This is a genomic window from Actinoplanes sp. NPDC023936 (assembly GCF_040639325.1).
GTDB lineage: Bacteria > Actinomycetota > Actinomycetes > Mycobacteriales > Micromonosporaceae > Actinoplanes.
In genome coordinates this window covers 12,601-37,029 of sequence record NZ_JBEZZR010000027.1, presented here as the reverse complement: position 1 = coordinate 37,029, position 24,429 = coordinate 12,601, and the positions used below count along the sequence as shown (strand labels likewise).

Below are 24,429 nucleotides of genomic sequence, written 5' to 3'. Positions count from 1 at the left end.
CCGGCCCCGGCGCCGGCCGGACCGAACGGCGCCGGCCGGACCGAACGGCGCCGGCCTACTCCCCGGCGGTGATGGCCGCGTGGTTCCGCCGTCGCAGCTCCACGCGCTCGTCGTCCGGGATCGCCATCGACTCGGCGAGCACCGCGGCGAGCGTGTCCACCTGGGTGTTGTCGATGTCGGACGGGAACTGCCAGCGGATGTTCTCGTCGCGGGTGATCAGGTCGATCGTGGAGCGCGAGTTCCGGTCCTGGCTGGTCGCCACCCGGACGTACCGCACCTGGTCGAGCGGGATCTCCTGCCGCGTCTCGCCCAGTTCGAGGAACGTGGTGGCCTTGGCCGTGACGACGCGGCGATCCGTGACGGCGACCAGGGTCTTGCCCGCTGCCTTGTCCTTCGTCGCGCCCAGCTTCCCCATCGCGCCGTTGAAGATCGACGAAAGCGCGTCCGATCCGTCGGGCTCGTCGGCGAACCCGAGGACACGCAGGGTCTCACCGTCCGCCAGGAACCACCGCAAGATCCGCAGGTACGGGCCGAGGTCCAGCCCCGCGGGTGCGCAGAGCCCGGCCGGAACCTCCAGTGGGGCGGCCGGCGGGCGAAGCGCGTCGGCCAGCGGCTGGATCGCCTCCAGCAGACCGGCGGAGGTCTGCCGGACCACGGCCGCGTCCTTGCGCTTGCCCGGGAGCGGCAGTGTCGCGCGGCCGGGCAGCTCGACGATGATGCGCAGCTCCCGGGTCAGCGCGTCGACCAGGGCGGCCGTCTCGGGGAGAGCGGAGTCGAGCGTCGCCCGGGTGTCCCGCGCGATGATGTCGACGAGTCGCGCCTCGTGGGGGTCGTCGGCGCCCAGGGCGCGCGCCCGCGCGGCGTGCAGCGCCTGATGCCCGGTCCACGCCTTGAGCGACGTCAGCAGGGCGTGCGCGTCGAAGAGGATCGCCTCCGCGTTCGTCTCCAGATACAGGCGGCGGCCGGACTCGTCGTGACGGATCTGCCGGACGTGGTTGCTCACGTTCATCCGGTACAGCTCCATCTGGGTACGCAGGGCCGCTTCGTCACCGGCGACCTTGTCCCACAGGGAGGCGGGCACCGATTCGATCTCACGGGCCTGCTTGACCGCCCGGTCGATGCCGGCGACGAGTGCGGACAGCTCGGCCCACTGCCCGTACCGGATGGTGGTGAGCATCTGGTTGGTCAGCGCGATGTTGGTCTTGGCGAGGCTGGTGACCTCACTGAGCTGCATCTGGATGGCGATCATGGTCACTGCCGGCCCGATCGTGGCCGCGAGCTGTGCCGCGCCCACCGCGCTGACCGGGATGATCCGGGCCTGCCCGATTATCTTGCCGTTGGCGAAAATCGCACCGAGATGCGCGCCGTCCTTCACCGCGAGCGTTCCGCCGGAATTCAGAAGCGCCTGTGTCCCGCTGCTCAACCGGTAGAGCCCTTGCGCGCCGGCGAATGCGTTCCCAAGGTTTCCGGCAGTGGTGGCAAAGTTCCCGATCGAGCCGAGAATGGTGGAGATATGCGTGCGGTCGGCAGCCGGAACGAGCCCGAAATCAACCAATTCGAGCTTCAGTTCCGGCGGCACCTCGCCGAAGACGACGGCGACGCCGGGGAGCACCTCTGCCAGCACTGTCGACGGCTCGGCGCCGTTCTCCTCAGGATTCTCCACGCGATTTTCCTCCCCGCGAGTGCGCCCGACGGCCAGACGTCGTCGGCGTTCAACGCCGCATTCTAGGACGCGCCCGCGAGCGTTTCGCGAGGTGCTTCATTGCCCGGATTGATCGCGTTTCTCATGCCGAATCGCCCGTTGGGCGCGATCAGAGATCCTTGGCCATTCTGCGGGCCGTCTCGACGAAGCCCAGCTGTTCGTAGAGTGCCCGCGCGCCGGGATTGTGGGCGAAGACCTGCAGCCCGATCCGGGTCACCGCGTTGTCGCGGCACCAGCGCTCGCCGGCCAGCATGATCGCGCGGCCGTATCCCCGGCGGCGGACATCCGGCTCGACGGCGACGTTGTAGACGAACGCGGTGCCCCGAGTGACCTTGATCCAGAGGAAACCGACGCGGCGGGCGCCGTCGTACGCGTACCAGAGATGGTTGTCCGGGGTGGCGAGCCCGTGCGGAAGCAGTTCCGCGTAGGTGCCGGCGGACTCGCGGGCCGCCTCCTGCGCCGACTGGCCCGCCGCGGCAAGGCTCTGCGCGTAGTGCGCCTCCTCCGCGGCCCGCCACGGCCTGTACTGATCCTCGGTCATCGGCTCCAGCCGCACGTCCGTCATGACCGAACAACCTACCGATTCACCCTCGTCTCTCCGGGCAGTGGTGTACTCGAGGGGTGCCCGACCCCGTGTTGCGCCCGTTCCGGCCCGGCGACGCGCCGGCGATTGCCGAGCTGCACGCCCGGCATGCCGCGGCTGACCAGGTCGACGTCCACTCCACGATGGAACGCCTCCCGGATCCGGACGGGGTGCGGCGCCTGATAGCGGCGGCGGACTGGGCGGTCGTCGCGGTGGACCGGTCCGGTTCGCCGGCCGGGTGGGGTTCGCTGCGGTCGTGGACCGAGGTCGACGGGACCCGCGTCCATCTCACCGGCGGCTACGTGGCGCCCCCGGCGCGGCGGCAGGGCCTGGGCGGGCGGCTGTTGCGCGAGGCCGAGGCGGTCGCGGCCCGGCTCGCCGCCGGCCACACCGACGGCCCGGTCGTGCTCGGTGGCAACGCCTCGACGGTGCAGCCGGACCGGATGGCGCTGCTGGAGCGCAGCGGATATCGGCAGGTGTTCACGATGGTCGAGATGGAGCACGACGGTTCGCCGGTGCGCCCCCGGCAGCTGCCCGCCGGTGTCACCGTCCGGGCCGCCACGATCGCCGACGTCCCCGCGCTGTTCGAGCTCACCGCGCGCGCGTGGGCCGGCCGGCCGTTCTACGCGCTGCCGACGGTGGACGAGCTGCGCGACTGGTTCCGCCGATCGGAGCCGGGCATGTTCGAGGTGGCGACCATCGGCGTACGCCTGGTGGGGCTCGTCGCGGTGAGCCGGACACCCGCCCGCACCGAGATCGAGAGCGTCCAGATCGACCCGGACCTCCAGCGGCGCGGCCTCGCGACGGCGATGCTGACCGGGACGCTGAACACCCTGATCGGGGCGGGCGCCGGACCGATCCGCCTGCACACCGAGGGCCTCGACCCGGTCGGAGCCCGGACACTGTACGAACGGCTCGGTTTCCGGGTGGTCCGCGAGTACCGCCGGTACCGCAAGCCCCTCGACCGCTGATCCGCCACTATCGAGCCGGCGGCGGATGCTTGCAGCCCAGCCCGGCGGTCAGCCGCCTGCCGCCTGCCGCCTGCCGCCCGCCGCGAGCCGGCCTCGTGGCCGCGGGCGGGGCGCCTACTCCCGTCTCGCCGCTGCCACCGGCGCGACGGCGCGGAGTTCGGCGGTCAGCCTGGTGGCCAGCTCGATCGCGGACTCGCCCGGCGGCGGCGGTGTGGGTTCGAAGAACGTCACAGTGAGGCGGGGGCGTCGGGGGAAGCGCGCGATGTCCACGGTGCCGGAGACCGCCGCGCAGACGATGCGGGCCTGCGGGGCGGCGTGGGCGAGGCGGCCGACACCGCTGCGGGCACGCAGTTGCCGGCCCTGCGAGCGGCTGCCCTCCGGGAAGATGCCGAGGCAGCCACCGGAGGAGAGACACTGCGACGCGGCGTCGAGCGCGTCGGTGTCGGCCTGGCCGCGCCGGACCGGGATCTGTCCCATCCCGTCGAGCACGCGACGGAGCAGCGGGTTCTTCCAGAGCGACGCCTTGGCGAGGGCCTGGATCTGCCGGCGCCGGCGGGCGGCGTAGGCGATGACCACGGGATCCCACGCGCTGTCGTGGTTGGCCGGCATGATCGTCGCGCCGTGCGTCGGGACGTGGTGCAGGCCCACCACCTCGAGGCGGCCCCACCAGCGGACGATCGGCCCCGCCGCCGCCATGACCGCTCGATAGACCGGCGGGATCCGGCCGGCGCGGTCGGTCTCAGCAGCTGAACGATCGGGATTCATGAATCACTCTCACTGGTGCCGTTCTCCGAAGGGACGGCCCTATCTAACAGGGCCGCGGGCGAGATGACGAACGACGGCGGCGCAGAGCGTGCCGACGGCCTGGTGGTCACCGCGATCGTGCGGTGATCCCGTCACCCGGCGGCGGAGCGGAGCACGTCACGCAGCAGGGGAGCGGGCGGGCCGCCGAACCGCCGCCGCCACTCGCGCGGATAACCCAGTGACACCTCTTCGAACCGTACCCCGTCCTGCTGGGTTGTCCGGCGGATGTGCAGGTGACCGTAGACCGCCACGCGCGCCCGGAAACGGACGTGCCAGTCCGCGGTGCGCTCGGTGCCGCACCACTGCGCGAACTCCGGGTAGCGCAGGATCTCGGTCGGGTGCCGGTGCAGCGGCCAGTGGCTCACCAGCACGGTCGGCAGGGCCGGATCGATCTCCCGCAGGCGGCTCTCGGTCCGCGTCAGGCGCGCCTCGCACCAGGCCTGCCGGGACGGGTACGGGTCGGGATGCAGCAGCAGCTCGTCGGTGCAGACCACACCGGTGCGCTCGGCGTAGGCCAGCGACTCGGCCATGGTCGTGGTCCCCGGCGCCCGCCAGGTGTAGTCGTAGAGCAGGAAGAGCGGCGCCACCACGACCGGCCCGCCGGCGCCGGTCCACACCGGGTACGGGTCCTCCGGCGTGACCACCCCCGCCGCGCGGCAGGCGGCGACCAGCTCCCGATATCGATGGTCGCCGCGCAACGGCACCGGATCCCGGGGATGTGTCCACAACTCGTGGTTGCCCGGCGCCCAGATCACCTTCGCGAACCGCTCGCTGAGCGCTCGCAGGACCGCTGTCACCTCGTCGAAGAGTTCGCCGACGTCGCCCGCCACGATCAGCCAGTCGTCGGGAGAGGAGGGTGCCAGCTGGTCGATCACCTCCCGGTTCTCCTGGTACGCCAGGTGCAGGTCACTGATCGCGAACAGCGTTCCGGGCCGGGAGGTCATGCCGTGCACGTTACCGATCAAGTCCGGTGGCCGGTTCGACCACGCGTTCGGCGCGGCGCGGCTCGGGCGAGGCGGCCGGCGCCCACGGTGGAGACACACACCATGGGCGCCGGCCGCCCTCGGGCCTCAGCCCGGCCGCTTGGCGCCCGAACGGACGAACACCGGCATCGTCTCCAGCGTCGTCGTGATCGTGGCGGTGGTGCCGCCCCGGTACTTCTTGCCGGTGAAGTAGTCGGTCCAGGTGCTGCCCGGCGGGAACCACACCGTGGTCGACGCGCTCGTGCCCGGCGTGGTCACCGGCGCCACCAGCAGATCCGGTCCGTACAGGTACTGGCTGCCGGCGGTGGCGTACGCCTCCTGCTCCTGCGGGTACGCGAGGTACATCGCCCGGGTGATCGGGGTGCCGGTGCGGGTCGCCTCGGCCGCCGCCGCGTACGTGTAGGGCTGCAGCTTCTTGCGCAGGTTCAGGAACTTCTTCGCCGACGCGCTGGCTGCCTCGCCGTACTGCCAGGGCAGCCGGTCGCTGTGGTTGGAGTGCAGCCGGTCGATCGGCTGGAACGTGCCGGCCTGCACCCACCGGGCGTACAGGTCGTCGGGCAGCTTCGTGCTGCCCGGCTCGCTGCCCGGCTCCTGGAGCCCGCCGGTGTGCCCGCCGATGTCATGGCTGATCGCGGCCAGGCCGGTGGCCGCCGACTCCGCCGGGGTGTAGCCCACCGTGAATCGCAGCGTCTCCCAGTTCGAGATGGTGTCGCCGGTGAAGTGCAGCGTCGTGCGCTTGTCGGCCCACGGCCCGGTCGGCACCGGGCCCGGGTTGGCGTAGCCGCCGGCCTGCAACGACCCGTACGCCCGGGAGAACGCGAAGCCGGTGCGGTCCGCGTACTCCTTGTTGATCAGCGTGTCTCCGGTGATGTCGGTCCGCGACGACCGGGCCGCGTCGCAGCACCAGTCCAGCCACCAGAAGTCGACGTCGGCGTTCATCTGGTCGTGCAGCCAGAAGTACGCCTTCAGCTGGTCGGCGTCACCGAAGTCGAACACGTAGCAGTCGGCTCCGCTGTTGCAGCCGGTGCGCTGGAGCTTGCCCTTGGCGATCTCCTGCGCCCGCGGGAACAGCGGGTCGGAGCCGAGGATGCTCGGGTGGATGTTGAGGCCGGTGCGGACACCCTGCTTCCGCAACTGCGAAGCGAACGCGTTCCAGTCCGGGAAGCGCGACTCGTCGATCGACCAGCCGTTCCACTTGTCCGGCGCCTTGAAGTCGGTGTCGACCACGAGCACGTCCAGCGGCACGCCCTCGCTGCGGAAGCGGGACACGATGTCCTGGAATTCGGCCGCGGTCCGGTCGTAGTACTCGGAGTACCAGACGCCGTACGCCCACTTCGGCAGCAGCTTGGTGGGACCGGTCAGCGTGGACAGCTCCCGCAGCGCACGGCGGTAGTCCTGGCCGTACGCGAAGACGTACCCGTCCTGGTGACCGGCCGACGTGTGGACGGCCGAGTCGTCGAGCAGCGACCAGCCGTCGGAGAACAGCAGCCCGGCGTAGGTGCGGGCGCCGCCGTTGACGCCGTCCAGCGCGCGCCGGTACCCGCCGAGCGGCGCGTGCGGCGCCAGCAGCGGGGCGGTGCGGGAGGTGACCGCCACCGTGTCCACGTTGACGTGGCAGCTGGTGTCGGTCGGGCACCCGAGCGCCACGGTGTTCGTCCCGGCCCGCAACGAGACCGGAACCGATTGGGTACGCCAGAAGTCCCACCCGCTCGTCGGCGACAGCGTGGCCGTGACCGCGGGGTCGTCGTTCGCCGTCACCGACACGGTGCGGCTCTGCACCGGCTGGCTGCCGGCCTGCCCGTTGGCGTAGCGCAGCTGGACCCGGTAGTCGCCGGCGGCCGGCACCCCGGTCACGGTCAGCGCCACCCCGGCGCCGGTCCGCTCCAGGCCGGCCAGGAAACCCTCGCCCGCGTATCCGTTGTGGTCGTCGGCGGCTTTCGCCCCACCGGTACGTGCGCCGGTCTCGGCCTCACAGAGCGTGCCGAACGCGCACGGCTGCGGGCTCGGCGGCACCGGCACGGGATACGCCTCGCCCGGCGCGAGCAGCGCGAGGCTGTCGACGTTCACGTTGCCGGAGTCGGCCGGTGTGCGGACCAGCGCGATCTCGTGGCGGCCGGCCGGAAGCTCCAGCGGCACCGAGGCGAGCGCCCAACTGCCCCAGTTCGCGGTCGGCGGCAGGGTGAGCGTGCCGGCTGCGGCGCCGTCAACAGTGACGGTCAGCGTGCGGCTGACGTTCTGGCCGTCCCCGCCGGTGCTGTTGGCGTACCGGACGGTCAGCTGCCGGGTGCCCGCGGCGGGCGGGGTGGCGGCGAAGGTGAGCGCGGAACCGGTGCCCTCGAAGCCCGCCGCGAAGCCCTGCCCGGTGAAGTCACCGTGATTGGCGGCCACGCTCAACCCGGCCAGCGCCAGGTCCTCGGCCTCGCACAGCACACCGGCCGGGCACTCGGGCGTGCCCAGCCCCGCCCAGGGCGCGCCGGTCACGGACTGCCGCCCCGTGGCCAGCCGTACGCTGAGATTGTCCTGGTCGAACGGCCCGGAACCGACCCGGTAGCGCAACGTGGCAGCGCCCGTGTCGATGGTCAGCCAGCCTTTCGAGATCCGCTTCGTGAAGCGGGTGGGCCGGAAGTCGTCACGGCCGATCACGTTGTGCGTGTCCCGGTCGGCGAAGCGGCCGCCGGGGGAGTACTCGGTCCTGATCAGGGTGGGCGAGAGGATCTGGAATCGAGCGTCACCCGAGATGACGGTCTGCGATTGCCGGACCCTGCCCTCCGCCTGCGATTGCCGGATCTTGGCCTCCGCGGACTGCGGTGATCCGCCGGTGGCCTGGGCGTCTGCTGGTGAGGCCGGGGTCAGCGCGAGGCTGCCCGTCACCAGGGCGAGGGAGGCCGCAGCAGAGACCCTCCGTCGAACACGATCGCGCACTATCGCTCCCCATCGGTCGCGAACGAAACCTATCGATCACCAACCTGTCATCGGGGCGAAACGATTGTCAATGGATCAAACAAACCCCGCTGGTTCCGGAACAAGGGGGTAGGGAGGCTCCGGGCGCGCCCCTTCGGCTCGACCCGGGCGGACTCGTCACTGGGGTCTCGGCCGGGAGAGCTGCGACAGTCACTGAACTGGGATCATGGCGTCGAGATGGGCCGGCATGCGAAGTTCACCGCCGGCATGAGCGCCGGTCTGCTACGGCTCGCGCCACTCGGCCGTAGTGCGGGCAGGCAAAATGCCTCCGGAACCTGCTTCGGCTACGGCTCCAAGTCCGCAATGCCACTCAGCTTGTTGATCACGGCTGCGAGCTCGCATACGCCTACGGAATTCGGGTCCGCGGGGTGATGCTCGCCGGGGTGGGGCCCCGTCGGGCAGTCGGGTCGTCCCGCTGTCGCGGCGGTCGCCGTTGGCGCGGGTCGACCGGTCCGCCTGGTTGGCACGGTTCGCCAGGTTCACTCGTAGCCCGGTCACCTGGATCGTCCGGTTGCCCGCAGTTCGCCCGCTGGGGTGAGGGGGCGCCGAGTCTGCGTCCGGGCGGCCTCGTCGCGCCCGCCCCGCGTCACGATGGGTGACTATCTCCGGGGAACGCTGCGGGGTGTGCGGCATTCTGCGGGGCCTCCCACGTCCGCGGCTTTCCGAAAAGCGCCGGCTTTACCCCGGATGCCGGCACGCCAGGTGACGATCCGGGGTAGTCGGGCGGCTGCGAGGGCGGCCGCTCCGGAACCTGCTTCGGCTACGGCTCGCGCCACTCGGCCGTAGTGCGGCAGGCAAAACGACCCCGGAACCGGCCCAGGCTGCCGCGAACGAAGTGTTCAGTCGGGCGGGGACGACCGTACGATGGCTGCCAGTTGGGCTCGTGAGGTGATGCCCAGCTTGGGAAAGGCCTTGTAGAGGTGGTATCCGACCGTTCGCGGGCTGAGGAAGAGCTGGGCGGCGATGTCGCGGTTGGAGGCGCCGTCGGCGGCAAGTGTCACGACGTGGCGTTCCTGGGCGGTGAGGACGCTGAGCGGGTCGCCGGTCCTGCGCGGCGCGGCCGGCACGTCGCCGGTGGCGCGAAGCTCCGTGCGGGCCTGCTCGGCCCACGATGTCGCGCCGAGTTGATCGAATGTCTGGCGGTCAGCGACGCGCTCTGATAGGCGGCGGCCCTGATGAGGGGATGCCTGAACCCGACAACCGTTCCCCTGATCTCGATCAGGTGCCCGCGCTCGGCAGCTTCCAGATCGTGCAGGCCGGCTCCGGCCCGCACCAGCGTCTGGATCTCTCCCGTGCCGTCCGCCGCAGCGAACAGCAATGCGGTTCGCGCCGATTCGGTAAGCGCGGCTATCTGAGCCCGGAACGCTTCCTGAACGCGTTCGGTGACAGGCATCGCACCCACCGGCGGCAATCGCCCCGCCCGCTGCTCGACCGTCAGCGCGGCAGGCAGCTCGATGAGGGCCAACGGGTTGCCGGCCGACTCGCGAAGAAGATGCTCGCGTACCTGCGGCGGAAGACCCGCGGGGAGCAGCGCGGCGGCGGCTGCCTCGTCGAGCCCACCCAACCGCAACTCGGGCAGCCCGGCGACACGGAATCCGGTGCGGGCCGCGAACATCATCGCGATGCCTTCGGCGTCGAGCCGGCGGGCAGCGAACAACAGCGCGTCCATGGACGGCGGGTCGATCCACTGCGCGTCGTCGATCAGGCACAGCAGCGCGCCGTCACCCGCGATCTCGGACAGCAGGCTCAGCGTGGCCAACCCGATCAGGAACCGGCTTCCCGGAGTGACGTCGCCCAGCCCGAGCGCGCCGCGCAGCGCGTCGGCCTGTGCGTCCGGGAGCGCGTGGATGCGGTTCAGTTCCCGATGCAGGAGCAGATGAAGTGCGGCGAACGGCAAGGTCGCCTCGGACTCGACGCCTGCGCCGCGTAGCACCCGCATGTCATGCCCGCGCTGTGCGGCGTAGTCCAGCAGCGCGGACTTGCCGATCCCCGCCGGGCCACGAATCACCACGCTGCCGCTCCGGCCGCTGCGGGCCTGCTCCAGGACGCGATCGATGTCGGCTGATTCGTGTCCTCGACCGTGCAGCACAGTCAGCAACCTACCGTCACGATGACTGATTCGGCGTGGCGCAGACGTCCGTAGCTTCGTGATCACAGGCACCTCAGGTACTACGAAGGGATCACGGATGACCGCCATCGACGGCACCATCAATGTCGCTGCGGACACCACGCTGCTGCGCTTCGCCCTCAAGCAGGACGCGATCGGCTCGGGAGCCAATGGCGTCGTCTACATCGCCGCCGCGGCGGTCTTCGGCCAGATGTTCGGCCTGCCCGCCGCTTTCCTCTACCCGATCGGCGCGTTCTTGGTCGTATTCGCCACCGCTCTGTTCATCCTCGCGTCGCGGCCGACGGTGAGCAAAGCCGTTGTGGGCGTCGTGATCGCCATCAACGTCGTCTGGGTGGCAGCGAGCGTGGAACTACTCGTCGCCGGCTGGTTCCCACTCACCTGGCTCGGCACGGCACTGGTGATCGTGCAGGCGGTGGTGGTCGCGGGCTTCGCCTGCCTTCAGGTCGCCGGTCTCCGCAAGAGCCGGTAGAGACCCGGGACCACCCCGCCGACCGCAGCGACGATCCCGGCTCGGACGCGCAGCTCAGCGCCTCGCCGGGGTCGGCCCGTTTGGTGATGACCGCGGCTTCCCCGTACGCATGCTCAGCCACGAAAGGTGGCGGGGGACGGCGCGCATGGCCTGTTCCACCTGAGGAATGCGAGCCCCGCCCGCGGCGCGGATCCGGTCGACCATCTGGAGCGCTCCAGGCACCGCAGAAGTCCCGCCTTCGGCGGGGCGCACCCCGGCGGTTCCAGCGCCGTCGAAACGGGTCAAGCCCAGCGGGCTACTGCTCCGCTGCGGCTTTGCCTCGAACCAACAGATCGGTAACCCAGGTGGCCTCGTTGAACGTCACCATCTCCGCCGTCGACCAGAAGTCGATGGCCTTGTCGGTTTCTGGATCTCCCGCCCTCGGTTCGGTGGTGACGTTGCCTGTGAAGTAGACGGCGACATGCGGCTGTTTTCCGGAACCGGACGGAACGACGCCGTCGCGGACGCAGAGGCCGATCCCGTCGGCTTTGACGCTCTCGCAGGTGTCGGTGGCACGCGGCGACAGTTCGACCAGCGCATGATGCCACTGTTCGCCGAACTGGTACGTCATCACGAAGGAGCCGTCCTCACCACGGCTGCCGCCGGGCGTCATACGCAGCAGGCTGGGCGGTCGGGTTCCTGGCACCAGCGCGTACTCTTCCGGCTTCCCGTTGCGGCGATTGAAGTCGATCTGCATTACGTCGTTGATCAGTTTGTAGTCCGTGACTGACTCGTCATAAACCAGTGGCGGCCGGGACATCTCCGGCTCACCGGTGCCACAGCCGGCGACGGTGAACCCTGCGACGACTGCGGCGATGACGAGACGCTTCCTCATGGGTCGCCACGATACCGAGATGATCAAGGATGGCCCTGGCGACCTCACCGAAGGCGGTCCTCGGGCGCAAGCGCCTACGCGAATTCCGGCATGAGTCGCGGAGGTAAAGGCGATCGCGACTGGCGGGCCCGGCCGCCTTCGTGGTTGCTCGACCGCGCCACCACCGACCATGACTTCGCCGAACGGCGGTCAGCGTTGCAGGCCGGGTCGACGTTTATACTTCCTGCTTAGGGGGTCCTGCGCAGATTTGTTGACATACATCTCTAATCTCGGTGCAAAATATTATCTCCCCGTTGGCGCGGGTGCCACACGCATACATGAACTCCCGTGACATACAAAAGTAGAAACACCCGGCGGGAACGATCTCGTCGTCACCCCGCTCGACGGATAACTTGGCGGTGGAGGCGACGTAAGGTCCGGATGATTTCTCCAAGGAAGCATCAGCCGTAAAGTTGGGAAGCCGCATCGGTTTCGCTTTCTATTTTTAGTGGTTTGTCGCTCGTGGATCGTTCCATGTGGGAGTTCGGCCATCCGACGCCCACCGCAGCCGGACCGCCACGGTGGGCTGGGGTGGATGCCACGCTTGGAGAGCCAGTGAGGGTGTACGCGTCGGCCCTGGGTCCGGCGTGGTTGTTGCTTAGAGCATGACGCAGGGAACGCTGACGCACACGTCGTGGCATTCTTCCCGAACACACCCTGGTCCGCACGGGACGGTGGTGCACGTCCATTGACATTGCTCGCAGGAGCTCGGCCGAGGATCCAAATTGGTTCCACCGCCACCGAAGCCGCCCCCGCCCAAACCGCCCCTCCCGATCTGCTGCTGGACGAAAGTGTTAGGGTTGCCTGCTGCCCCATGCGTCTCAGTCGGATAATGGGTGGGCGCCACTCGGGATGGAGTGGACCGCACCAAAACCTGGGATTCCGATCATTTCACAGACCTCCTCGTCGAGCTGTCATTCGATTCAGGTCAGGATGCTCGACAGCACCGAGACGAATCGCCGAGCGCTGCAGACTTTCAGCGTTCGTAGTATGGTTGTAATTTGGATACCAGGAAGGGAAACTCTCCGGATACGTTGACCCGCACGAAGTACTTCTCTGTGACATCTGTGCGTCGATGCGTGTAGGAGAATACGACGTTCAGGATGACCTCCGGCTCGCCGAGCCGAGAGGGCCGCACCTCGACGGCGCTCAGACTCTTTTCTTCCCGATGCGCCGCAAGAGCGGTGGCATATATCGCGGGATAGCGAACGGAAAGATAGTTCAGGGCCCGGTGCTCGTCGATGGATCCACTGTTGTCGGCGATTTGCATGATACGGTCGAGGAGTTCACTGGCCGACCGTCTGAACTGCTCCGCATCTCCTTCGTCGACGCCCTCGGGTATCGGTATGGCGGCCAGCAAGTCATCGCGCTGGAAGGAGTAGAGCTGATCGAATGCGACGACGGGAACAACAACCCCTCCACACCTTTCGGGAGAGGCCAGGGGTCCACGCAGACCCACCACAACCTCAAGATCGTCCGACTGGTTGCTGGTCCGAATTGTATCGACAAGCAGATCCCAGTCCGACTGGTCCCGGGGAATCAGTACGTAGGTTGGTAGCCGCTCAACACTAAAGAGCCAACACATCTGTCGGACCAAGTACCGGTTCTCCCGCTGAGAAAGGACCGCGTGCATGGTCTCCATGTCGGTCTGGCCCTCGGTGTCATATCGTCCAACAACTTGTGCGAACTCCCGCTCCACAGTTAGGTTGGGGAATCTCGGCTCTACATGACCCATGGCGTATACGTAGATATTTGCCGGCCTTGGGGAATTCGAAGGAGTTGTCGGCATCGCATCCGAGGCGACGTGCTGTAGCTCGTCGGTGCGATCGACAGAATGCGACATCAATGGTGAGGAGTTGGGCAAGGTCTCCTCTTGGGTATTGTCGCTCATGTCAGGGTTCCGGTGTTGTGGGGTGCCATGGGCGTCCCGCCGGCATCGTGCGACCGGCTATATAATACTACTCGGCGGTTCAATGCTGCCGCTCTTCTTTTGCAGCCGCCGCAGGGGTGCACGCCTAGAACGGATATTCCTCGCCCTATTGCCGTGCCCAACCCCACTTCCTCTTTGACCAAGAAGCCTGGAAGCCTTACTCGGCGCGCATTCTCGTCGTTTCCGTTTTCCATCGTCCTCTCCTTCGCGGTGCGTTATATGCTGTTCTGCTAACGGATCAGGGCTTGATATGCACCCTCGGCGTCAAGGATTGGTGGTGCCACGGAAGGTCGCGTCATCCGACGCCTAGTTTTCAGCCCCCATACAAGCGCTTGTGCTTCAATCGTCGGAAGCAGCGCCCAAAGGAGGGCCACCGCTCCAGTAACGAAAGCTGCGGCAGCACTAGTACCGCCTCCCTTAATGTAGCCGCCTTTCTCCGAGAGGCTCGTGACACCCTCGCCCGGTCCACCCAACCCGCCACGTCCAATCGACGCCCCTAGATTGGCCTGGGCGATCGGGCGCCCTGTCAGAGTGAAAGCTGACACGGGAATTACCCAGGGGTGACGGGTAATCGAGGAGCTCGCCAGAACGCCCTGGTTGCCTGCCGCGGCCACTACGACGCAACCCGCTTTGGCGGCGTGGTCCAGCGCGCGTTGTAATTGCGGGTCAGACCGCGTCGACGGGCGAGCTGCAGCGACGCTCAAATTGATGACAGAGGCTCCCCGGGATACCGCCTCAAGGATCGCCTCGGCAAGGTCACTGCTATACACACGCGGAGCCAGGTCCGTTGACCCCATATCCGCACCGAAGATCGGCAGAATCAGGAAAGAACAAGACGGACAAATCGCGGGCGCTGGAGAGCCCCTCCTTGCGGCTAGAATTCCCGTGACGAAGGTACCGTGGTCATGGTGACTGCCCTTACGTTCCGGCCGCTCTCCATTCCACACGGAAGCGACAAGATCCGGATGTGGAGCAACGGGTCCGTCGATCACGGCTATTCGGATCTCGGGACGCCCGGTAGTTCGCTCCATGAGTGGGCCTAGTCTCACAAGATCACGAGCGCTAGCAGTGACCATGGGCACTCCTAACGGGATGTACCGCGGAAGTCTCATCTTCACTGTGGGCGCACGCCGGTGATGCGTCAAGGATGTGATCTTTGCGGATTAATTGTCCGACACGATGACCTAGATATATTGGATCTGCCCTGGGAGGAGATCCACGTTGAGGAATGGTCCACTGTATTGAGTCAGGGATCATCGGCCGTATCTACCGTGCGATCATTGGCCTTGCTTGTGAATGCCTTGGACGAGCCGAAGCCGGCTTCGACTTCAGTCGGTCGGAGCATTTGATCTCGAACGGTGGGTGGACAAGATTCCCGCCGTGCGCAACATGTTGACCTTGGCTGATTGTGAGGAAATATTTTTCGGTCTGGCCGAGGGTTTGCAAGGAGCCGTTTTGGCAGCAGCGCAGCTTGACCAGAATCTCCCAGGTCTTGAGGATGGCGATGGCCCGTTCGCCGCGGGCGCGGATCTTCGCGTGCGCCCGGTTGGCCGCCTTCTGCCGGCGGCCGGCTACGCCGTCACCGACGTGGTGCTGCCGGCCCGGCGACCAGCCTCGGTGGCCTTCCCGCTGTCGTGGACGCGCCCTGGATCTGGGTGCCCACCGCCGAGCAGGCTCCACCCGGGCGGACCTCGGCGGTCATCGGCGGTTCCTGTACCCAGTCGAGTCGGGTCCGGTGGTAGGCGTCTGGCCGAACACGCGTGCGTTCCTCAAGGGACCACCGTCCGGACCGGCTGGAGGGGACCGACAGTGGAAGCCTTGCTGACGTGGAGGTTCACGCGATGAGGGCCTTGATGAGGTCGTCGGCCGACGTCGTGTGCGGGCGGTCGCTGACCTGGCCGTCGCCGATTTCGACGAGGCGCCACCGGCCGTCCTGGTGCGGGGTGAGGTCCGCGGTCACGAACGGCAGCCGCAGGGCGCGGATCGACGCGCTGACCGCGGTGACATCGAGGTGAGCGGGCGGCGGGTGCTCGGCGGTGTCCGGGTGGGCGGTGATCAGGCGGCAGTCGCCGCGGACCCACCAGGTGCGTACCTCTGCGCCGGTGAACGCCTCGAAGCGACGGATGACGAATCCGCCGGTGAAGTCGTCGTCGCGTAGTTCGCGCATGCGTGCTGCGACGCGCCACGCGGCGTCGTTGTCGGCGACGTCGGGGATGAACGCGGCTTCCTGCCAGTGGTGCTTCATCGACTTCGTCCAGTCCCGCAGCACCGCGGGTCCGGCACCGAGCTTCGCGCAGGCCTGCGCGAATTGGGTACGGCTGTCGCCTGCGGTCCACACCGACTCCGGGGTGTGCGGGCGAACCGCGTCGTACCAGCCCGGTAGTTCGTGTGCCTGCCGGTACTGCTGCGGGCTGGTCCGCAGTGATACGCCGCGGGCGGCGAGCGCGTCGGCCATCGCCGCGTACTGCTCGCTGCGCAGCATCCAGCCTCGGTAGACCGCGTCGGAGCCGCCCGGTACTCGGGAGACCGCCCGATCAGCGTCGTCACCGCGGGTCAGCGCGTCGTGGTCGATCACGGCGACGTCGATGCCGGCCGCTCGGGCGGCGTCGGCCTCAACGGCGAAGTGCTCGTCCGGGCGTCGAGGACGCAGGACGTCAGCGGGAACCAGCAACAGCATCCGACCATCATCGGCGAACCGGCCACCGCACGCGTCAGCATTTTCTGATGCGAACGCCCATCGCCACACATGCCGAAGCCGGCAACCGCCCGCGCGGGAATCCGGCGAGGTCGAACAACGGCCTCAGCGGAGTATCGACGTCATCCCACGGCGCGCTGCCGCCGTACCCGGTCATGGTTTTGATGTTGATCTTCTCCTCCGCCGCCAGACGGCACAGGCGCCGGGCCACGGGCCCGAATCCGGATCGCCGCAGAGGACTGGCTGGCCTGCACCAGTAGAGGTAACCTCGCTGGTCTCGCCCGCCGCGTGCCGATAGCGTGACGATCCTTGAGGGCGTGAAGGTCAGTCGTGCCGTACGCCGGCGGTGCGGGACGGAATTCAAGCGCTAGGCGTGACGCCAGATAGCTCGCGAAGCCCGCGGTCGACGAAACCGATCGCCCAGAGGAAGCTGGCGTAGATCTCGTCCTCGGTGTGCATGTCTCCCGCCGGCTCGATCAAGGAGAATCCATCCAGGAAGCTGCGGAGCAAGAGAAGGGCGTGCCTGGTGTCCTTTTCTGGGATCTTGTACCCGCTCAAGATGGCCAAGTGGGAATCGACGACCCGGACCCACGCGAGATGAAGCGGATCCCCGGGACCGGTCGCCGTGTTGTACAAGGTGGCCGCGAAGCGACCAGGGAACTCCCGAGCATACCGCCGTGTCGTATGGGCGGCGGCTTCCAGCGCCTGACTGTCCGACTTGCCTTGCAGCGCGTTGCGGAGAGCGTCGCCGATCTCGGTGACCGCCAGCACTGCGATGCGGCGACTCAGGTCCGCCTGCCCTGCCACGTGTTTATAGAGGGACGGAGCGCGCACTCCGAGCCTGTCCGCGACCAGCCCCATCGTGAGGCCGGCGTAGCCGACTTCGTCGACGACCTCGGCTGCTGCGCGGGTGACGGCGGCGGCGTCAAGGCCTGCTCTAGGCATGGCGGGTCCGCGCTCTGCACCCTCGCGCGGCAGGGTAGGTGTCGTTCTTGAGCCTCATGATCGGAACCAGTCGTTTCGATATGGCGGGCCGCACCCGATGGATACTTGATTAGCTAAAAGATAACACAATTAGCTAGGGCCGTGCGAAACGGTCTCGAAATAGTCCTGAGCCTATCCAGCCTCATCCCGTTGAAGGCGGCGGGTTGCGCCGGCCCGGTCAGCGACTGAACTTTTCGATCGCCTCGGGGTTACTGGGGTGAAGAAGTTGACCAGGCTGCTGTCGGGGGCGCGGAACAGCAGGGCTCGGTTGCCCCAGGGCGAAGTCCTCATTGCCCTAGCCGGTCAGCCCAAGGGACCCTGCACCGCTTCCTGCTCCCGGTGGCCGAAACCAGCCTGGGCGGGCTCGACTCCGGCTTGCGTCAGGAAGACCCAAGCACTGTAGGCCCCCCAGGCCAGCCCGGTCAGAGCGCTCAGCGCATAGAGGTTCATGGCGGTCTCGGACCCTGCAACGCAGAACGCACCTGCGATCAAGATGCCGGCCGCGAACGTGCCGAGAGCGATGACGAGGGCGGGGCGTGCGCGGGTGCCGGTGCCGAGCCGGGCGGCTTTGTCGAGTCGCACGAGCAGGGTGAGGCTGGCGAGCGACGATGCGATCAGCTCTATTCCGAGGGCGTTGATTGGCTGGGGAATAGTGATGAGAGCCGCAGTGATCGCGATGGTGATGAAGAGGGTCACGGTTTGCGCGGCGCGGTTGCGGTATTCCTGAGAGACTGCGACAACGTCAAAGCGGAACGCGACGACGATGAATATGAGTCCGGTCAGCCCGCCTGCGCTTGCACCGACAGTGGCAGCGAATGTGGTCCACATGGTTGCTCCTTGGTGTGGTGAGCGACTCGGGCGGCGACCCGCTGGCCGCCGCCCGACGTTGGGGCTGGAGGTGAGTTCAGGTCGGTGCGCCTGCTGCTACCTCGCGTCGACCTTGGCCACGGGCTGCTCGGCGTTGGCGAGGGCGTCGATGGCGTTGCGCCAGGCGGGGTCATCGGCGAAGAGGCGGCTGCGCAGGTACGCCCACACGAGGGCCCGAAGTGTGGCGACCCGGTCGGGGTTCTCGTCCGACGTCTCCTTCGCGTCATAGCCGGAGACGCCCCCGTAGATGTGCTCTGCTCCGAAGAACGTCAGAAGTGTCTTGTTGGACCCTGGGCTGAGGGCGAACGCGTCGGACCGGTAGCTGAGTCGCTCGGAGAAGTACGGGTTGAGGTCCTCGTCGCCGGCGATGACGAGAGCTGCGCCCGTCATGGTGCTGAAATCGAGGTACTGCAGGACGGGGTAGTTCTCACGGGCCCAGTCCGCCAGGTCGTGGCCGGATCCAGGGGCGCCGATCACGACGCCGGCCTTGATTCGAGGGTCGGAGAGGTCCTTGGCGCGTTGGTCGGCAGGGTCCAGGACCTGCATGCCGAGCAGAGACGCGGCGGTCATGCCTCCCAGGGAGTGACCGACAACGGCGACTCGTTCGGCGTCGAGCCTGCGGGCGGCGAGGCCGGGAACCTGGTCCTGGATGTCGCCGAGGTGGTCGAGGATGTGGTGCATGTCGGTCGCCCGGTCGCGCCAGAAGAGCGGCGCGTCCGGAAGGTCGGCGTCGCGCAGGCCGAGCTCGTTGGCGTCGAGGTGCGTGGGCTGGATGACGGCGAAGCCGTGGGCGGCCCAGAACTCGACCAGTGGGGCATAGCCCTTCATGGAGGCCAGGAAGTTGGACGCGCCGTGGCCATGGGAGAGAAGGATCACCGGGAGGTCGGTGCCCGTAGCAGGCACGGAGACCTTGACCTGGAGAGGGCTGGGGCGGCCAGGGGCGTCGACCGTGACGGGGTGGTAGGTGATGACCGGCTGCGCCTCGTTGACGGGGACGTTGCCGGCGTCGGTGAACGACTTGCTCATGGTGAGTCCTTCGATTCTGCTGCTGAGGCACCGCCATGCGGGCCTGAGAGCTAGCGGCGGCTATAGCTATTAGCTATACCCAGAGGCTAACGGTAATAGCTAAAACATGTCAACCCTTCGCCGGGACGTCTTCACTACCTGCGGCGTGGGTGAACAGTCCGGGCTCCGTTTCAGTGAGGATCCGGCGTTTGACCAGGCGTTTCGTTGGGCGCGCCGTCGGCAACAGACTCGGGCGAAAGACGGGCCGGGGTTGCCGGCGGTGGTGATCCGTCGGTGATCGCATGTCGCCTTGGCGGCCGCGTAGACGCTGCCCGCGCCCCATGCTTCGCGTCGGGGCTTCGCCGACCGCCACCGCGACCGGGGGCGGCCGCAACGTTCACGCCCACTCCGGCGGCAAGGTTGACGGTCGCAGCGCCGTGGCGCAGCCCGTGCAGGTCGATCGGCGGAAGGCCGGCTTGCTGGCGTCGATCGGCGCGAGGACGCTGGCGCGCTGTTGCCGACCGGGGTCGACGTGGCCCGATAGGAGCCCGTCGCATCTCGCTGGAGCTCTGCCCGCGGTCCCGCAGGTGCCGCAGCACCGACGCTACGCCGATCCGGTTAGCGGCTGAACTTCTCGATCGCCTCGGGGGTCACCGGGGTGAAGAAGTTGACCATGTTGCCGTCGGGGTCACGGAAGAGGAGAGCGCGGTTACCCCAGGGCATGGTCGTGGGTTCGTTCACGAAATCCTCTACCGCGCTCTTCAGCTTCTCGTAGAGCGTGTCCACGTCGTCCACGAGGAACTCGATGATCACGGAGTGGTTGTCGGCCGGGCGGGCCGAACCCGGTGCGAACAGCGCGACCGTGCGGGTGCTGCCGATCGCCAGTGTGCCGTGGGTGGTGCGCAACTCGGCGAAGTCCTCGTTGCCCCAGGCCGCCTGCACGCCCGTGATGTTCTCGTAGAAGTTGACCAGGCGATTGATGTCGCTGGTGATGATGCGGACGGAGACGAAGTCCATGTCTTCTCCCTGCTCAGTACGGTCTTGCTTGGCGAGGCCCACGCTAGAACCAATACTGGACAGTTCCGGTCCAGTATTGATTGCTAGGTTGAGGGTGTGGCACGAACGACAGCGCAGGTGTTAACCCTCTTGGAGCTCCTTCAGTCCGGTGGCGTCCGGACGATGGCCGAACTTGCCGAGCGCCTGGGTGTCGAACCGCGCACGGTGCGGCGCTACGTGGGCCATTTGGTCGACCTTGAGGTGCCGGTCGAATCGGTCCGAGGTCGCTACGGTGGGTATCGGCTCGCGGCCGGATTTCGTCTGCCGCCGCTGATGTTCAATGACGACGAAGCCCTAGCTGTCCTGCTCGGCCTGGTTGCCGGCCGACGCTCCGGGTTGGCGACGGCAACGGGTACGGCGGGCGAGACGGCCGCCGCGAAGATCCGTCGCGTCCTGCCGCCGCGGATCGCGGATCGGCTGGACGCCGTACTCACATCCCTCGCATTCACCGCCGAACCCGACGAATTTCCTGCACCGCAAACAGGTGTACTGCTCACCGTCGCCGACGCGGTCCGCCATCACCGGCCGATTTCGCTCCAATACACCTCGCGTGACGGCCACCAGAGCGCTCGCGTGCTGTATCCGTTCGGGTTGGTCAACCATTCCGGCCGCTGGTACGTCACCGGAGCGGATCCGGAGGTGGGCGAGGATCGGACCTTCCGGCTCGACCGCATCGCGGACGCGAGAACACTTCCTGGCTCGTTCGAGCCGCCGCCCGTAGGAAACGATCCCGCACGGCACCTTCTCACCTCGATGGTACGAGCGCCGTACCGGCACGCGGTGACGCTACGGATGCAAGGAACACTCGAGCAGATCCGCACACGGCTACCGGCCAGCATCGCCGAGGTGCGAGAGGACGGGGACGAGGGCTGGCAGTCTGTGGAGATCCGGGCCGATAGTCTCGACTGGCTGCCCGCCGTGCTTGCCGCACTCGACCTGCCGTTCGTCATCGAACGCCCGGCCGAGCTCCGGGACCGTGTCGTTGCGCTAGCCGGCCGGCTGGCGGCCTCAGGACAGACGGTGTTGTAGCTGTCATGGAAAGCCCCGCGCTATTAGCTGCTCGGACAAACCAAAGAGATCCGAGCGGCCGCCGTCATGCGCCGTAACCACCGCGGCGGCGCCTCCGCAGCCGAACACCTCATCTCCGCGCTGCGCTGCATCTACCGCCACGCCGTCGACGCGGCACTTCTCCTACGCAGTCGCTCGCGCCTACGCCGGATACGCCAGTTCAGGTGACATCGGCACCACGGTCACCTACGTCAGGGCCACCCTGCACGGAGTCGCTCAGGCGCTCGCCGCGCTCACCGGCGAACCGCATCCCTCGCTGGTGCGGACCCTAATGGCATCGATGTCGCTCATACCCTCTCATGTAATGCCAACAGTGGGGTCCGTGGGTCCGTAACGCTAACGGTGTTTCTGGCGTCTTCGGTTAGTACGTTTCGGCGGCCGGCCAGCGGTCACCTGGGAGGTGACGTCGTCCACCTGCTGTGGTGGCGCAGCCGGTGACGCGGCCTGTTCGACGATCTAGTGCAACTTGTGCAGGCCGGAACCCCGCTCCCTGGGTAACCGCCTTGCACAAGAAGACTCTGCAAAACCCAGCTTTCCGTGAACATTGTCAATGATCAAGATCAGTGAATCTCGCCACCTTTCACGGGGTGTCGCCCTCGCGTCGCGATGTGTAGCGTGATCTCTGCAATCGGCCATAATCGATATGGCCGAATTCTGCCGGCAAGGGAAACCGCTACGCACGGGGGATTGTTTTGCGGAATCTGCTGCGGAATTTGACTGCTGTAGCCGCCTCGGCCACGGTCCTGACGGGGTTTGCCGTAATCCCGGCGACTCCGGCGGCCTGTGTCGGCGAGTGGCCTGGCTGACGGGACGCTGCATCTGGCGGTGGTGGTGCCGGGCAACGGCACCTGGGTCCGGGCGCGTTCGGCGGCGGGTAAGTGGGCCGACAACAGCACCCGGGTCGACACCAACGGCAAGGTCTTCAAGTCCTACCTCGCCGCCACCCCCGACAGCGAACTCCACCTCGGCGTCCTGGTGAACACCGCCTCCTGAGGCCTGCAACGAATCGTCGACAACCGATGGGCCGCCGCGCCGTGAACGCCCTGCTCGTCACGGCTGAGCCCGGGCGGCCCTGGCGAAGGGATCATCCATGCGATCGATTGTGCGCCAGTGGGGCGCCGTAGTGCTCGGGTCGGCTCCGTTGCATCCGGCGATCGCAGGACGTGTTGGAGCCGTAGAGACCGATCTCAAACAGCTGCGGCGAGTTCGGTGAACGCGGCGGCGACCCGCGTCGCCGCCGGGATCGGGGTGTCCGCGGTCGAGGAGGTGCCGGCCAGGATCAGCGCGACGGAGAAGATCGGCGACATGATGCCGTCGTTGTAGCCGCTCTCGACGAACAGCAGCACTGTGAGTATCACCTCGGCCACGTGCTGGGCCACCGTCGAGTTCAGGGTGTCGGCGATGGCGTCGGTGTACAGCCCGGTCACGATGCCGGCCAGGACCGTCACCGATGGGGCCCCGCACTTCGATGCGGTCGTGGTCGGTGAGTTCGAGCGGGCGTTCGCCGCCGGCACCGCCTCGAGGCGGATCCGGTGACAGCGCCACACGTCCGGTGGATGTTCGCCCGCCGCCTCGAGGGCATGAGCGTGGCGGGAATCGCGCGTGGGTTGAACGAGCGGCGTATCCCGTCGCCCGGCGTGTATGACCGGGTCCGCAACCCGCACCGGGCGCAGACGGTGTGGACGGTCCGCACGGTGGCGGCGATCCTCGCGAACCCGAGGTATACGGGTCGTCAGGTGTGGAACCGGCAGTACACCGACCATCGCGAAGCCGTGCCCGGCGACAAACGCAGTAGCCTCGGCCCGGTCCGGATCTGGAATCCGCGCGGTGACTGGGTGATCTGCCCGGACCGTACCCACCCCGCACTGGTCGGCGATGACGACTTCACCGCCGCACAACAGATCACCGCCCAACTGGTGCCCGCCGACGGCCGGCAGCGCAGGTACGCGTTGACCGGGCTGCTGATCTGCGACGCGTGCGGGCGGCGGCTGGCCGGACACTGGGTCAACGGACGCCCCGGCTACCGCTGCCGCCACGGCCACACCAGCGCCCACCCAGCCGCTTACGGCGCGCCGCCCTGGATGTACTGGCCGCAGGACCGTCTGGTCGAAGACGTGATCGCCGTCAACTCCGAGCTCGCGGGCCGGGTAGACGCGAACGATGTCGCGGCCTATTTGAAGGCGCGGGACGCGGTCATCGTCTGCGGCCGCGGCAGCCTGACGATCGAGGACACGGCCGGCGCACCCGCACCCGCCCCGGTGACCGCATCCGCAGAGTCGACCGGCGAAGCCGAGACACCGGAAACAACGGATCTGGGAACCGTTGAGGCTGAGGAGGCCGCCCAAGCGACGAGGCGGCGAGCGCGGCGACCACACGAAAGGAGGCCCCGGAAATCCAAGAAACCGCAGGTAGCAAGAAACCCCATCCGATCTCACGGAAGACGTGATGATCGATATGGGGTTTAACGTGTCCGAACACGAGGATTCCACACACGGTGATCGCCGCAGCGGAACTGGATGCGTGGCGGCGCCGTGGGGTCTGAGCTCTGGACGGCAACCCTGGCGTGGTGGAGACCTGAACCAGGCACGCTGAACTGGCATCTGCGCCGCATCCGTCCCTCAAAATTGTCGTAGCCACGGTCTAGCATGCCCTCGAACCGGCTAGGAACGCCGACGAACGGAGGTACGATGTACGGCGACGCCGACGGCACCTGCACCGCCGACACCGACATCCCTGGCGACATCGCCGACCAGCTGCCCCCAGGCTTCACCCTTCCCGCCAGCACCTCCGTCCAGGTGGCGACAGCGATCAGCTGAGCCCTCGGCCAGCTCGGCACCAGCTACCACTTCGGCGGCAGCTGCACCGACCCGCACAGCTCCAACCTCAACAAACACTGCGACTGCTCGTCGCTGATGCAGCAGGCGTACCGCGCCGCCGGAATCACCATCCCCCGCATCACCACCGACCAGGTCAAAGCCGGCCTGCCCGTGCCAAGCGCCAAACAGCTCCTCCCCGGCGACCTGATCTTCCTGCCCGGCAGCCTCGGCAGCCGCACCAACCCCCGCCACGTCGGCATGCACCTCGGCAGCGGCCTCGTCGTGAACGCCCCCAAGACCCGCGACGTCGTCAAGATCGTCAAGCTTCAGGGTTACTGGCTCAACAACCTGGTCGCGATCCGCCGCATCGTCCACTGACGGAACTGAGTCGAAAACGGGTCTGACGCAGAAACGACGATCGAGGCAAGACATCCTTTCAAGTGATGTTGATCACATGACCTGTGGCATCGAAGTCTGTCCACTCTTGGCATACT

General features: G+C 67.6%; 23 protein-coding genes and 2 pseudogenes. 7 read left to right on the top strand and 18 right to left on the bottom strand.

The genetic code is table 11. The features are described from left to right. Nucleotides 1-55: 55 nt before the first annotated feature. Nucleotides 56-1,663: a hypothetical protein gene (locus AB0F72_RS28765; RefSeq protein ID WP_360437217.1), complete on the bottom strand. Its 1,608-nt coding sequence runs from the start codon at nucleotides 1,661-1,663 to the stop codon at nucleotides 56-58. Nucleotides 1,664-1,811: 148 nt separating this feature from the next. Further along, a complete protein-coding gene (locus AB0F72_RS28760) occupies nucleotides 1,812-2,267 on the bottom strand; it encodes a GNAT family N-acetyltransferase (RefSeq protein ID WP_360437214.1) in 456 nt (151 codons plus the stop codon). 56 nt (nucleotides 2,268-2,323) lie between these two features. Between AB0F72_RS28760 and AB0F72_RS28755 the strand changes: the two genes are divergently transcribed. Beyond that, nucleotides 2,324-3,256 (top strand): GNAT family N-acetyltransferase, encoded by a 933-nt coding sequence (locus AB0F72_RS28755; protein WP_360437211.1) that lies wholly within the window; start codon nucleotides 2,324-2,326, stop codon nucleotides 3,254-3,256. 114 nt (nucleotides 3,257-3,370) lie between these two features. On the opposite strand, the gene AB0F72_RS28750 is transcribed toward AB0F72_RS28755, so the two are convergent. From AB0F72_RS28750 to AB0F72_RS28730, 5 genes are all read right to left on the bottom strand, one after another. Continuing rightward, nucleotides 3,371-4,021, bottom strand: a complete 651-nt coding sequence (locus AB0F72_RS28750; RefSeq protein WP_360437208.1) for a lysophospholipid acyltransferase family protein — start codon at nucleotides 4,019-4,021, stop codon at nucleotides 3,371-3,373. Nucleotides 4,022-4,152: 131 nt separating this feature from the next. After that, the gene (locus AB0F72_RS28745) at nucleotides 4,153-5,004 is read right to left on the bottom strand and encodes a metallophosphoesterase (protein ID WP_360437205.1); all 852 of its coding nucleotides are present in this window, start codon (nucleotides 5,002-5,004) and stop codon (nucleotides 4,153-4,155) included. Between the two features lie 126 nt (nucleotides 5,005-5,130). Then, the gene (locus AB0F72_RS28740; protein WP_360437202.1) at nucleotides 5,131-7,914 is read right to left on the bottom strand and encodes a TIM-barrel domain-containing protein; all 2,784 of its coding nucleotides are present in this window, start codon (nucleotides 7,912-7,914) and stop codon (nucleotides 5,131-5,133) included. Between the two features lie 929 nt (nucleotides 7,915-8,843). After that, complete coding sequence (locus AB0F72_RS28735; RefSeq protein WP_360437199.1) at nucleotides 8,844-9,005, bottom strand: helix-turn-helix transcriptional regulator; 162 nt, start codon at nucleotides 9,003-9,005, stop codon at nucleotides 8,844-8,846. Further along, the gene (locus tag AB0F72_RS28730) at nucleotides 9,002-10,093 is read right to left on the bottom strand and encodes an AAA family ATPase (protein ID WP_360437403.1); all 1,092 of its coding nucleotides are present in this window, start codon (nucleotides 10,091-10,093) and stop codon (nucleotides 9,002-9,004) included. Before AB0F72_RS28730 ends, AB0F72_RS28735 begins: the two co-directional genes overlap by 4 nt. Before the next feature lie 97 nt (nucleotides 10,094-10,190). Between AB0F72_RS28730 and AB0F72_RS28725 the strand changes: the two genes are divergently transcribed. Next, nucleotides 10,191-10,601: a hypothetical protein gene (locus AB0F72_RS28725; protein WP_360437196.1), complete on the top strand. Its 411-nt coding sequence runs from the start codon at nucleotides 10,191-10,193 to the stop codon at nucleotides 10,599-10,601. Nucleotides 10,602-10,896: 295 nt separating this feature from the next. On the opposite strand, the gene AB0F72_RS28720 is transcribed toward AB0F72_RS28725, so the two are convergent. The 10 genes and pseudogenes from AB0F72_RS28720 to AB0F72_RS28675 all read right to left on the bottom strand — a co-directional run bounded on the left by AB0F72_RS28720 (nucleotide 10,897) and on the right by AB0F72_RS28675 (nucleotide 20,012). Further along, nucleotides 10,897-11,475: a hypothetical protein gene (locus AB0F72_RS28720; protein ID WP_360437193.1), complete on the bottom strand. Its 579-nt coding sequence runs from the start codon at nucleotides 11,473-11,475 to the stop codon at nucleotides 10,897-10,899. A 1,015-nt stretch (nucleotides 11,476-12,490) separates the two neighbouring features. After that, nucleotides 12,491-13,405: a hypothetical protein gene (locus AB0F72_RS28715; protein WP_360437191.1), complete on the bottom strand. Its 915-nt coding sequence runs from the start codon at nucleotides 13,403-13,405 to the stop codon at nucleotides 12,491-12,493. A 269-nt stretch (nucleotides 13,406-13,674) separates the two neighbouring features. Then, entirely contained in the window at nucleotides 13,675-14,475 is an 801-nt protein-coding gene (locus AB0F72_RS28710; RefSeq protein ID WP_360437188.1) for a S8 family serine peptidase, read from the bottom strand. Nucleotides 14,476-14,902: 427 nt separating this feature from the next. Further along, a pseudogene (locus AB0F72_RS28705) lies at nucleotides 14,903-15,010 on the bottom strand (IS5/IS1182 family transposase); the annotation flags it as partial. A gap of 268 nt (nucleotides 15,011-15,278) precedes the next feature. Then, a complete protein-coding gene (locus tag AB0F72_RS28700) occupies nucleotides 15,279-16,121 on the bottom strand; it encodes an ATP-grasp domain-containing protein (protein ID WP_360437185.1) in 843 nt (280 codons plus the stop codon). Nucleotides 16,122-16,155: 34 nt separating this feature from the next. Beyond that, nucleotides 16,156-16,350: a hypothetical protein gene (locus AB0F72_RS28695; protein ID WP_360437182.1), complete on the bottom strand. Its 195-nt coding sequence runs from the start codon at nucleotides 16,348-16,350 to the stop codon at nucleotides 16,156-16,158. Between the two features lie 149 nt (nucleotides 16,351-16,499). Next, entirely contained in the window at nucleotides 16,500-17,084 is a 585-nt protein-coding gene (locus tag AB0F72_RS28690) for a TetR-like C-terminal domain-containing protein (protein WP_360437179.1), read from the bottom strand. Between the two features lie 342 nt (nucleotides 17,085-17,426). Continuing rightward, nucleotides 17,427-17,951 carry a hypothetical protein gene (locus tag AB0F72_RS28685; RefSeq protein ID WP_360437176.1) on the bottom strand — a complete coding sequence of 175 codons (525 nt, stop codon included), beginning with the start codon at nucleotides 17,949-17,951 and terminating at the stop codon, nucleotides 17,427-17,429. A gap of 96 nt (nucleotides 17,952-18,047) precedes the next feature. After that, nucleotides 18,048-19,016: a chlorophyllase gene (locus AB0F72_RS28680; protein WP_360437173.1), complete on the bottom strand. Its 969-nt coding sequence runs from the start codon at nucleotides 19,014-19,016 to the stop codon at nucleotides 18,048-18,050. A 597-nt stretch (nucleotides 19,017-19,613) separates the two neighbouring features. Then, complete coding sequence (locus tag AB0F72_RS28675) at nucleotides 19,614-20,012, bottom strand: VOC family protein (RefSeq protein WP_360437170.1); 399 nt, start codon at nucleotides 20,010-20,012, stop codon at nucleotides 19,614-19,616. Between the two features lie 96 nt (nucleotides 20,013-20,108). Between AB0F72_RS28675 and AB0F72_RS28670 the strand changes: the two genes are divergently transcribed. Beyond that, nucleotides 20,109-21,080 (top strand): YafY family protein, encoded by a 972-nt coding sequence (locus AB0F72_RS28670; RefSeq protein ID WP_360437167.1) that lies wholly within the window; start codon nucleotides 20,109-20,111, stop codon nucleotides 21,078-21,080. Nucleotides 21,081-21,902: 822 nt separating this feature from the next. After that, a complete protein-coding gene (locus AB0F72_RS28665; protein WP_360437164.1) occupies nucleotides 21,903-22,112 on the top strand; it encodes a hypothetical protein in 210 nt (69 codons plus the stop codon). Nucleotides 22,113-22,306: 194 nt separating this feature from the next. On the opposite strand, the gene AB0F72_RS28660 is transcribed toward AB0F72_RS28665, so the two are convergent. Further along, on the bottom strand, nucleotides 22,307-22,666 hold the full coding sequence (locus AB0F72_RS28660; protein ID WP_360437161.1) for a hypothetical protein: 360 nt from the start codon (nucleotides 22,664-22,666) through the stop codon (nucleotides 22,307-22,309). Between the two features lie 9 nt (nucleotides 22,667-22,675). On the opposite strand from AB0F72_RS28660, the gene AB0F72_RS28655 reads away from it, so the two are divergent. The 3 genes and pseudogenes from AB0F72_RS28655 to AB0F72_RS28645 form a co-directional block, all read left to right on the top strand. Next, nucleotides 22,676-23,584 (top strand): recombinase family protein, encoded by a 909-nt coding sequence (locus AB0F72_RS28655; RefSeq protein ID WP_360437158.1) that lies wholly within the window; start codon nucleotides 22,676-22,678, stop codon nucleotides 23,582-23,584. A 222-nt stretch (nucleotides 23,585-23,806) separates the two neighbouring features. Beyond that, the gene (locus AB0F72_RS28650; RefSeq protein ID WP_360437155.1) at nucleotides 23,807-23,935 is read left to right on the top strand and encodes a hypothetical protein; all 129 of its coding nucleotides are present in this window, start codon (nucleotides 23,807-23,809) and stop codon (nucleotides 23,933-23,935) included. 27 nt (nucleotides 23,936-23,962) lie between these two features. Then, nucleotides 23,963-24,313, top strand: a pseudogene (locus AB0F72_RS28645) (NlpC/P60 family protein); the annotation flags it as partial. Nucleotides 24,314-24,429 lie beyond the last annotated feature (116 nt).

What these genes read in the sequence shown, in the direction of transcription:
- AB0F72_RS28750 (WP_360437208.1), bottom strand. Translation starts at nt 4,021, where the DNA reads ATGAATCCCGATCGTTCAGCTGCTGAGACCGACCGCGCCGGCCGGATC.
- AB0F72_RS28685 (WP_360437176.1), bottom strand. Translation starts at nt 17,951, where the DNA reads ATGTGGACCACATTCGCTGCCACTGTCGGTGCAAGCGCAGGCGGGCTG.
- AB0F72_RS28700 (WP_360437185.1), bottom strand. Translation starts at nt 16,121, where the DNA reads ATGCTGTTGCTGGTTCCCGCTGACGTCCTGCGTCCTCGACGCCCGGAC.
- AB0F72_RS28725 (WP_360437196.1), top strand. Translation starts at nt 10,191, where the DNA reads ATGACCGCCATCGACGGCACCATCAATGTCGCTGCGGACACCACGCTG.
- AB0F72_RS28745 (WP_360437205.1), bottom strand. Translation starts at nt 5,004, where the DNA reads ATGACCTCCCGGCCCGGAACGCTGTTCGCGATCAGTGACCTGCACCTG.
- AB0F72_RS28710 (WP_360437188.1), bottom strand. Translation starts at nt 14,475, where the DNA reads ATGGAGCGAACTACCGGGCGTCCCGAGATCCGAATAGCCGTGATCGAC.
- AB0F72_RS28760 (WP_360437214.1), bottom strand. Translation starts at nt 2,267, where the DNA reads ATGACGGACGTGCGGCTGGAGCCGATGACCGAGGATCAGTACAGGCCG.
- AB0F72_RS28715 (WP_360437191.1), bottom strand. Translation starts at nt 13,405, where the DNA reads ATGAGCGACAATACCCAAGAGGAGACCTTGCCCAACTCCTCACCATTG.
- AB0F72_RS28675 (WP_360437170.1), bottom strand. Translation starts at nt 20,012, where the DNA reads ATGGACTTCGTCTCCGTCCGCATCATCACCAGCGACATCAATCGCCTG.
- AB0F72_RS28655 (WP_360437158.1), top strand. Translation starts at nt 22,676, where the DNA reads ATGTTCGCCCGCCGCCTCGAGGGCATGAGCGTGGCGGGAATCGCGCGT.
- AB0F72_RS28680 (WP_360437173.1), bottom strand. Translation starts at nt 19,016, where the DNA reads ATGAGCAAGTCGTTCACCGACGCCGGCAACGTCCCCGTCAACGAGGCG.
- AB0F72_RS28690 (WP_360437179.1), bottom strand. Translation starts at nt 17,084, where the DNA reads ATGCCTAGAGCAGGCCTTGACGCCGCCGCCGTCACCCGCGCAGCAGCC.
- AB0F72_RS28650 (WP_360437155.1), top strand. Translation starts at nt 23,807, where the DNA reads ATGTACGGCGACGCCGACGGCACCTGCACCGCCGACACCGACATCCCT.
- AB0F72_RS28720 (WP_360437193.1), bottom strand. Translation starts at nt 11,475, where the DNA reads ATGAGGAAGCGTCTCGTCATCGCCGCAGTCGTCGCAGGGTTCACCGTC.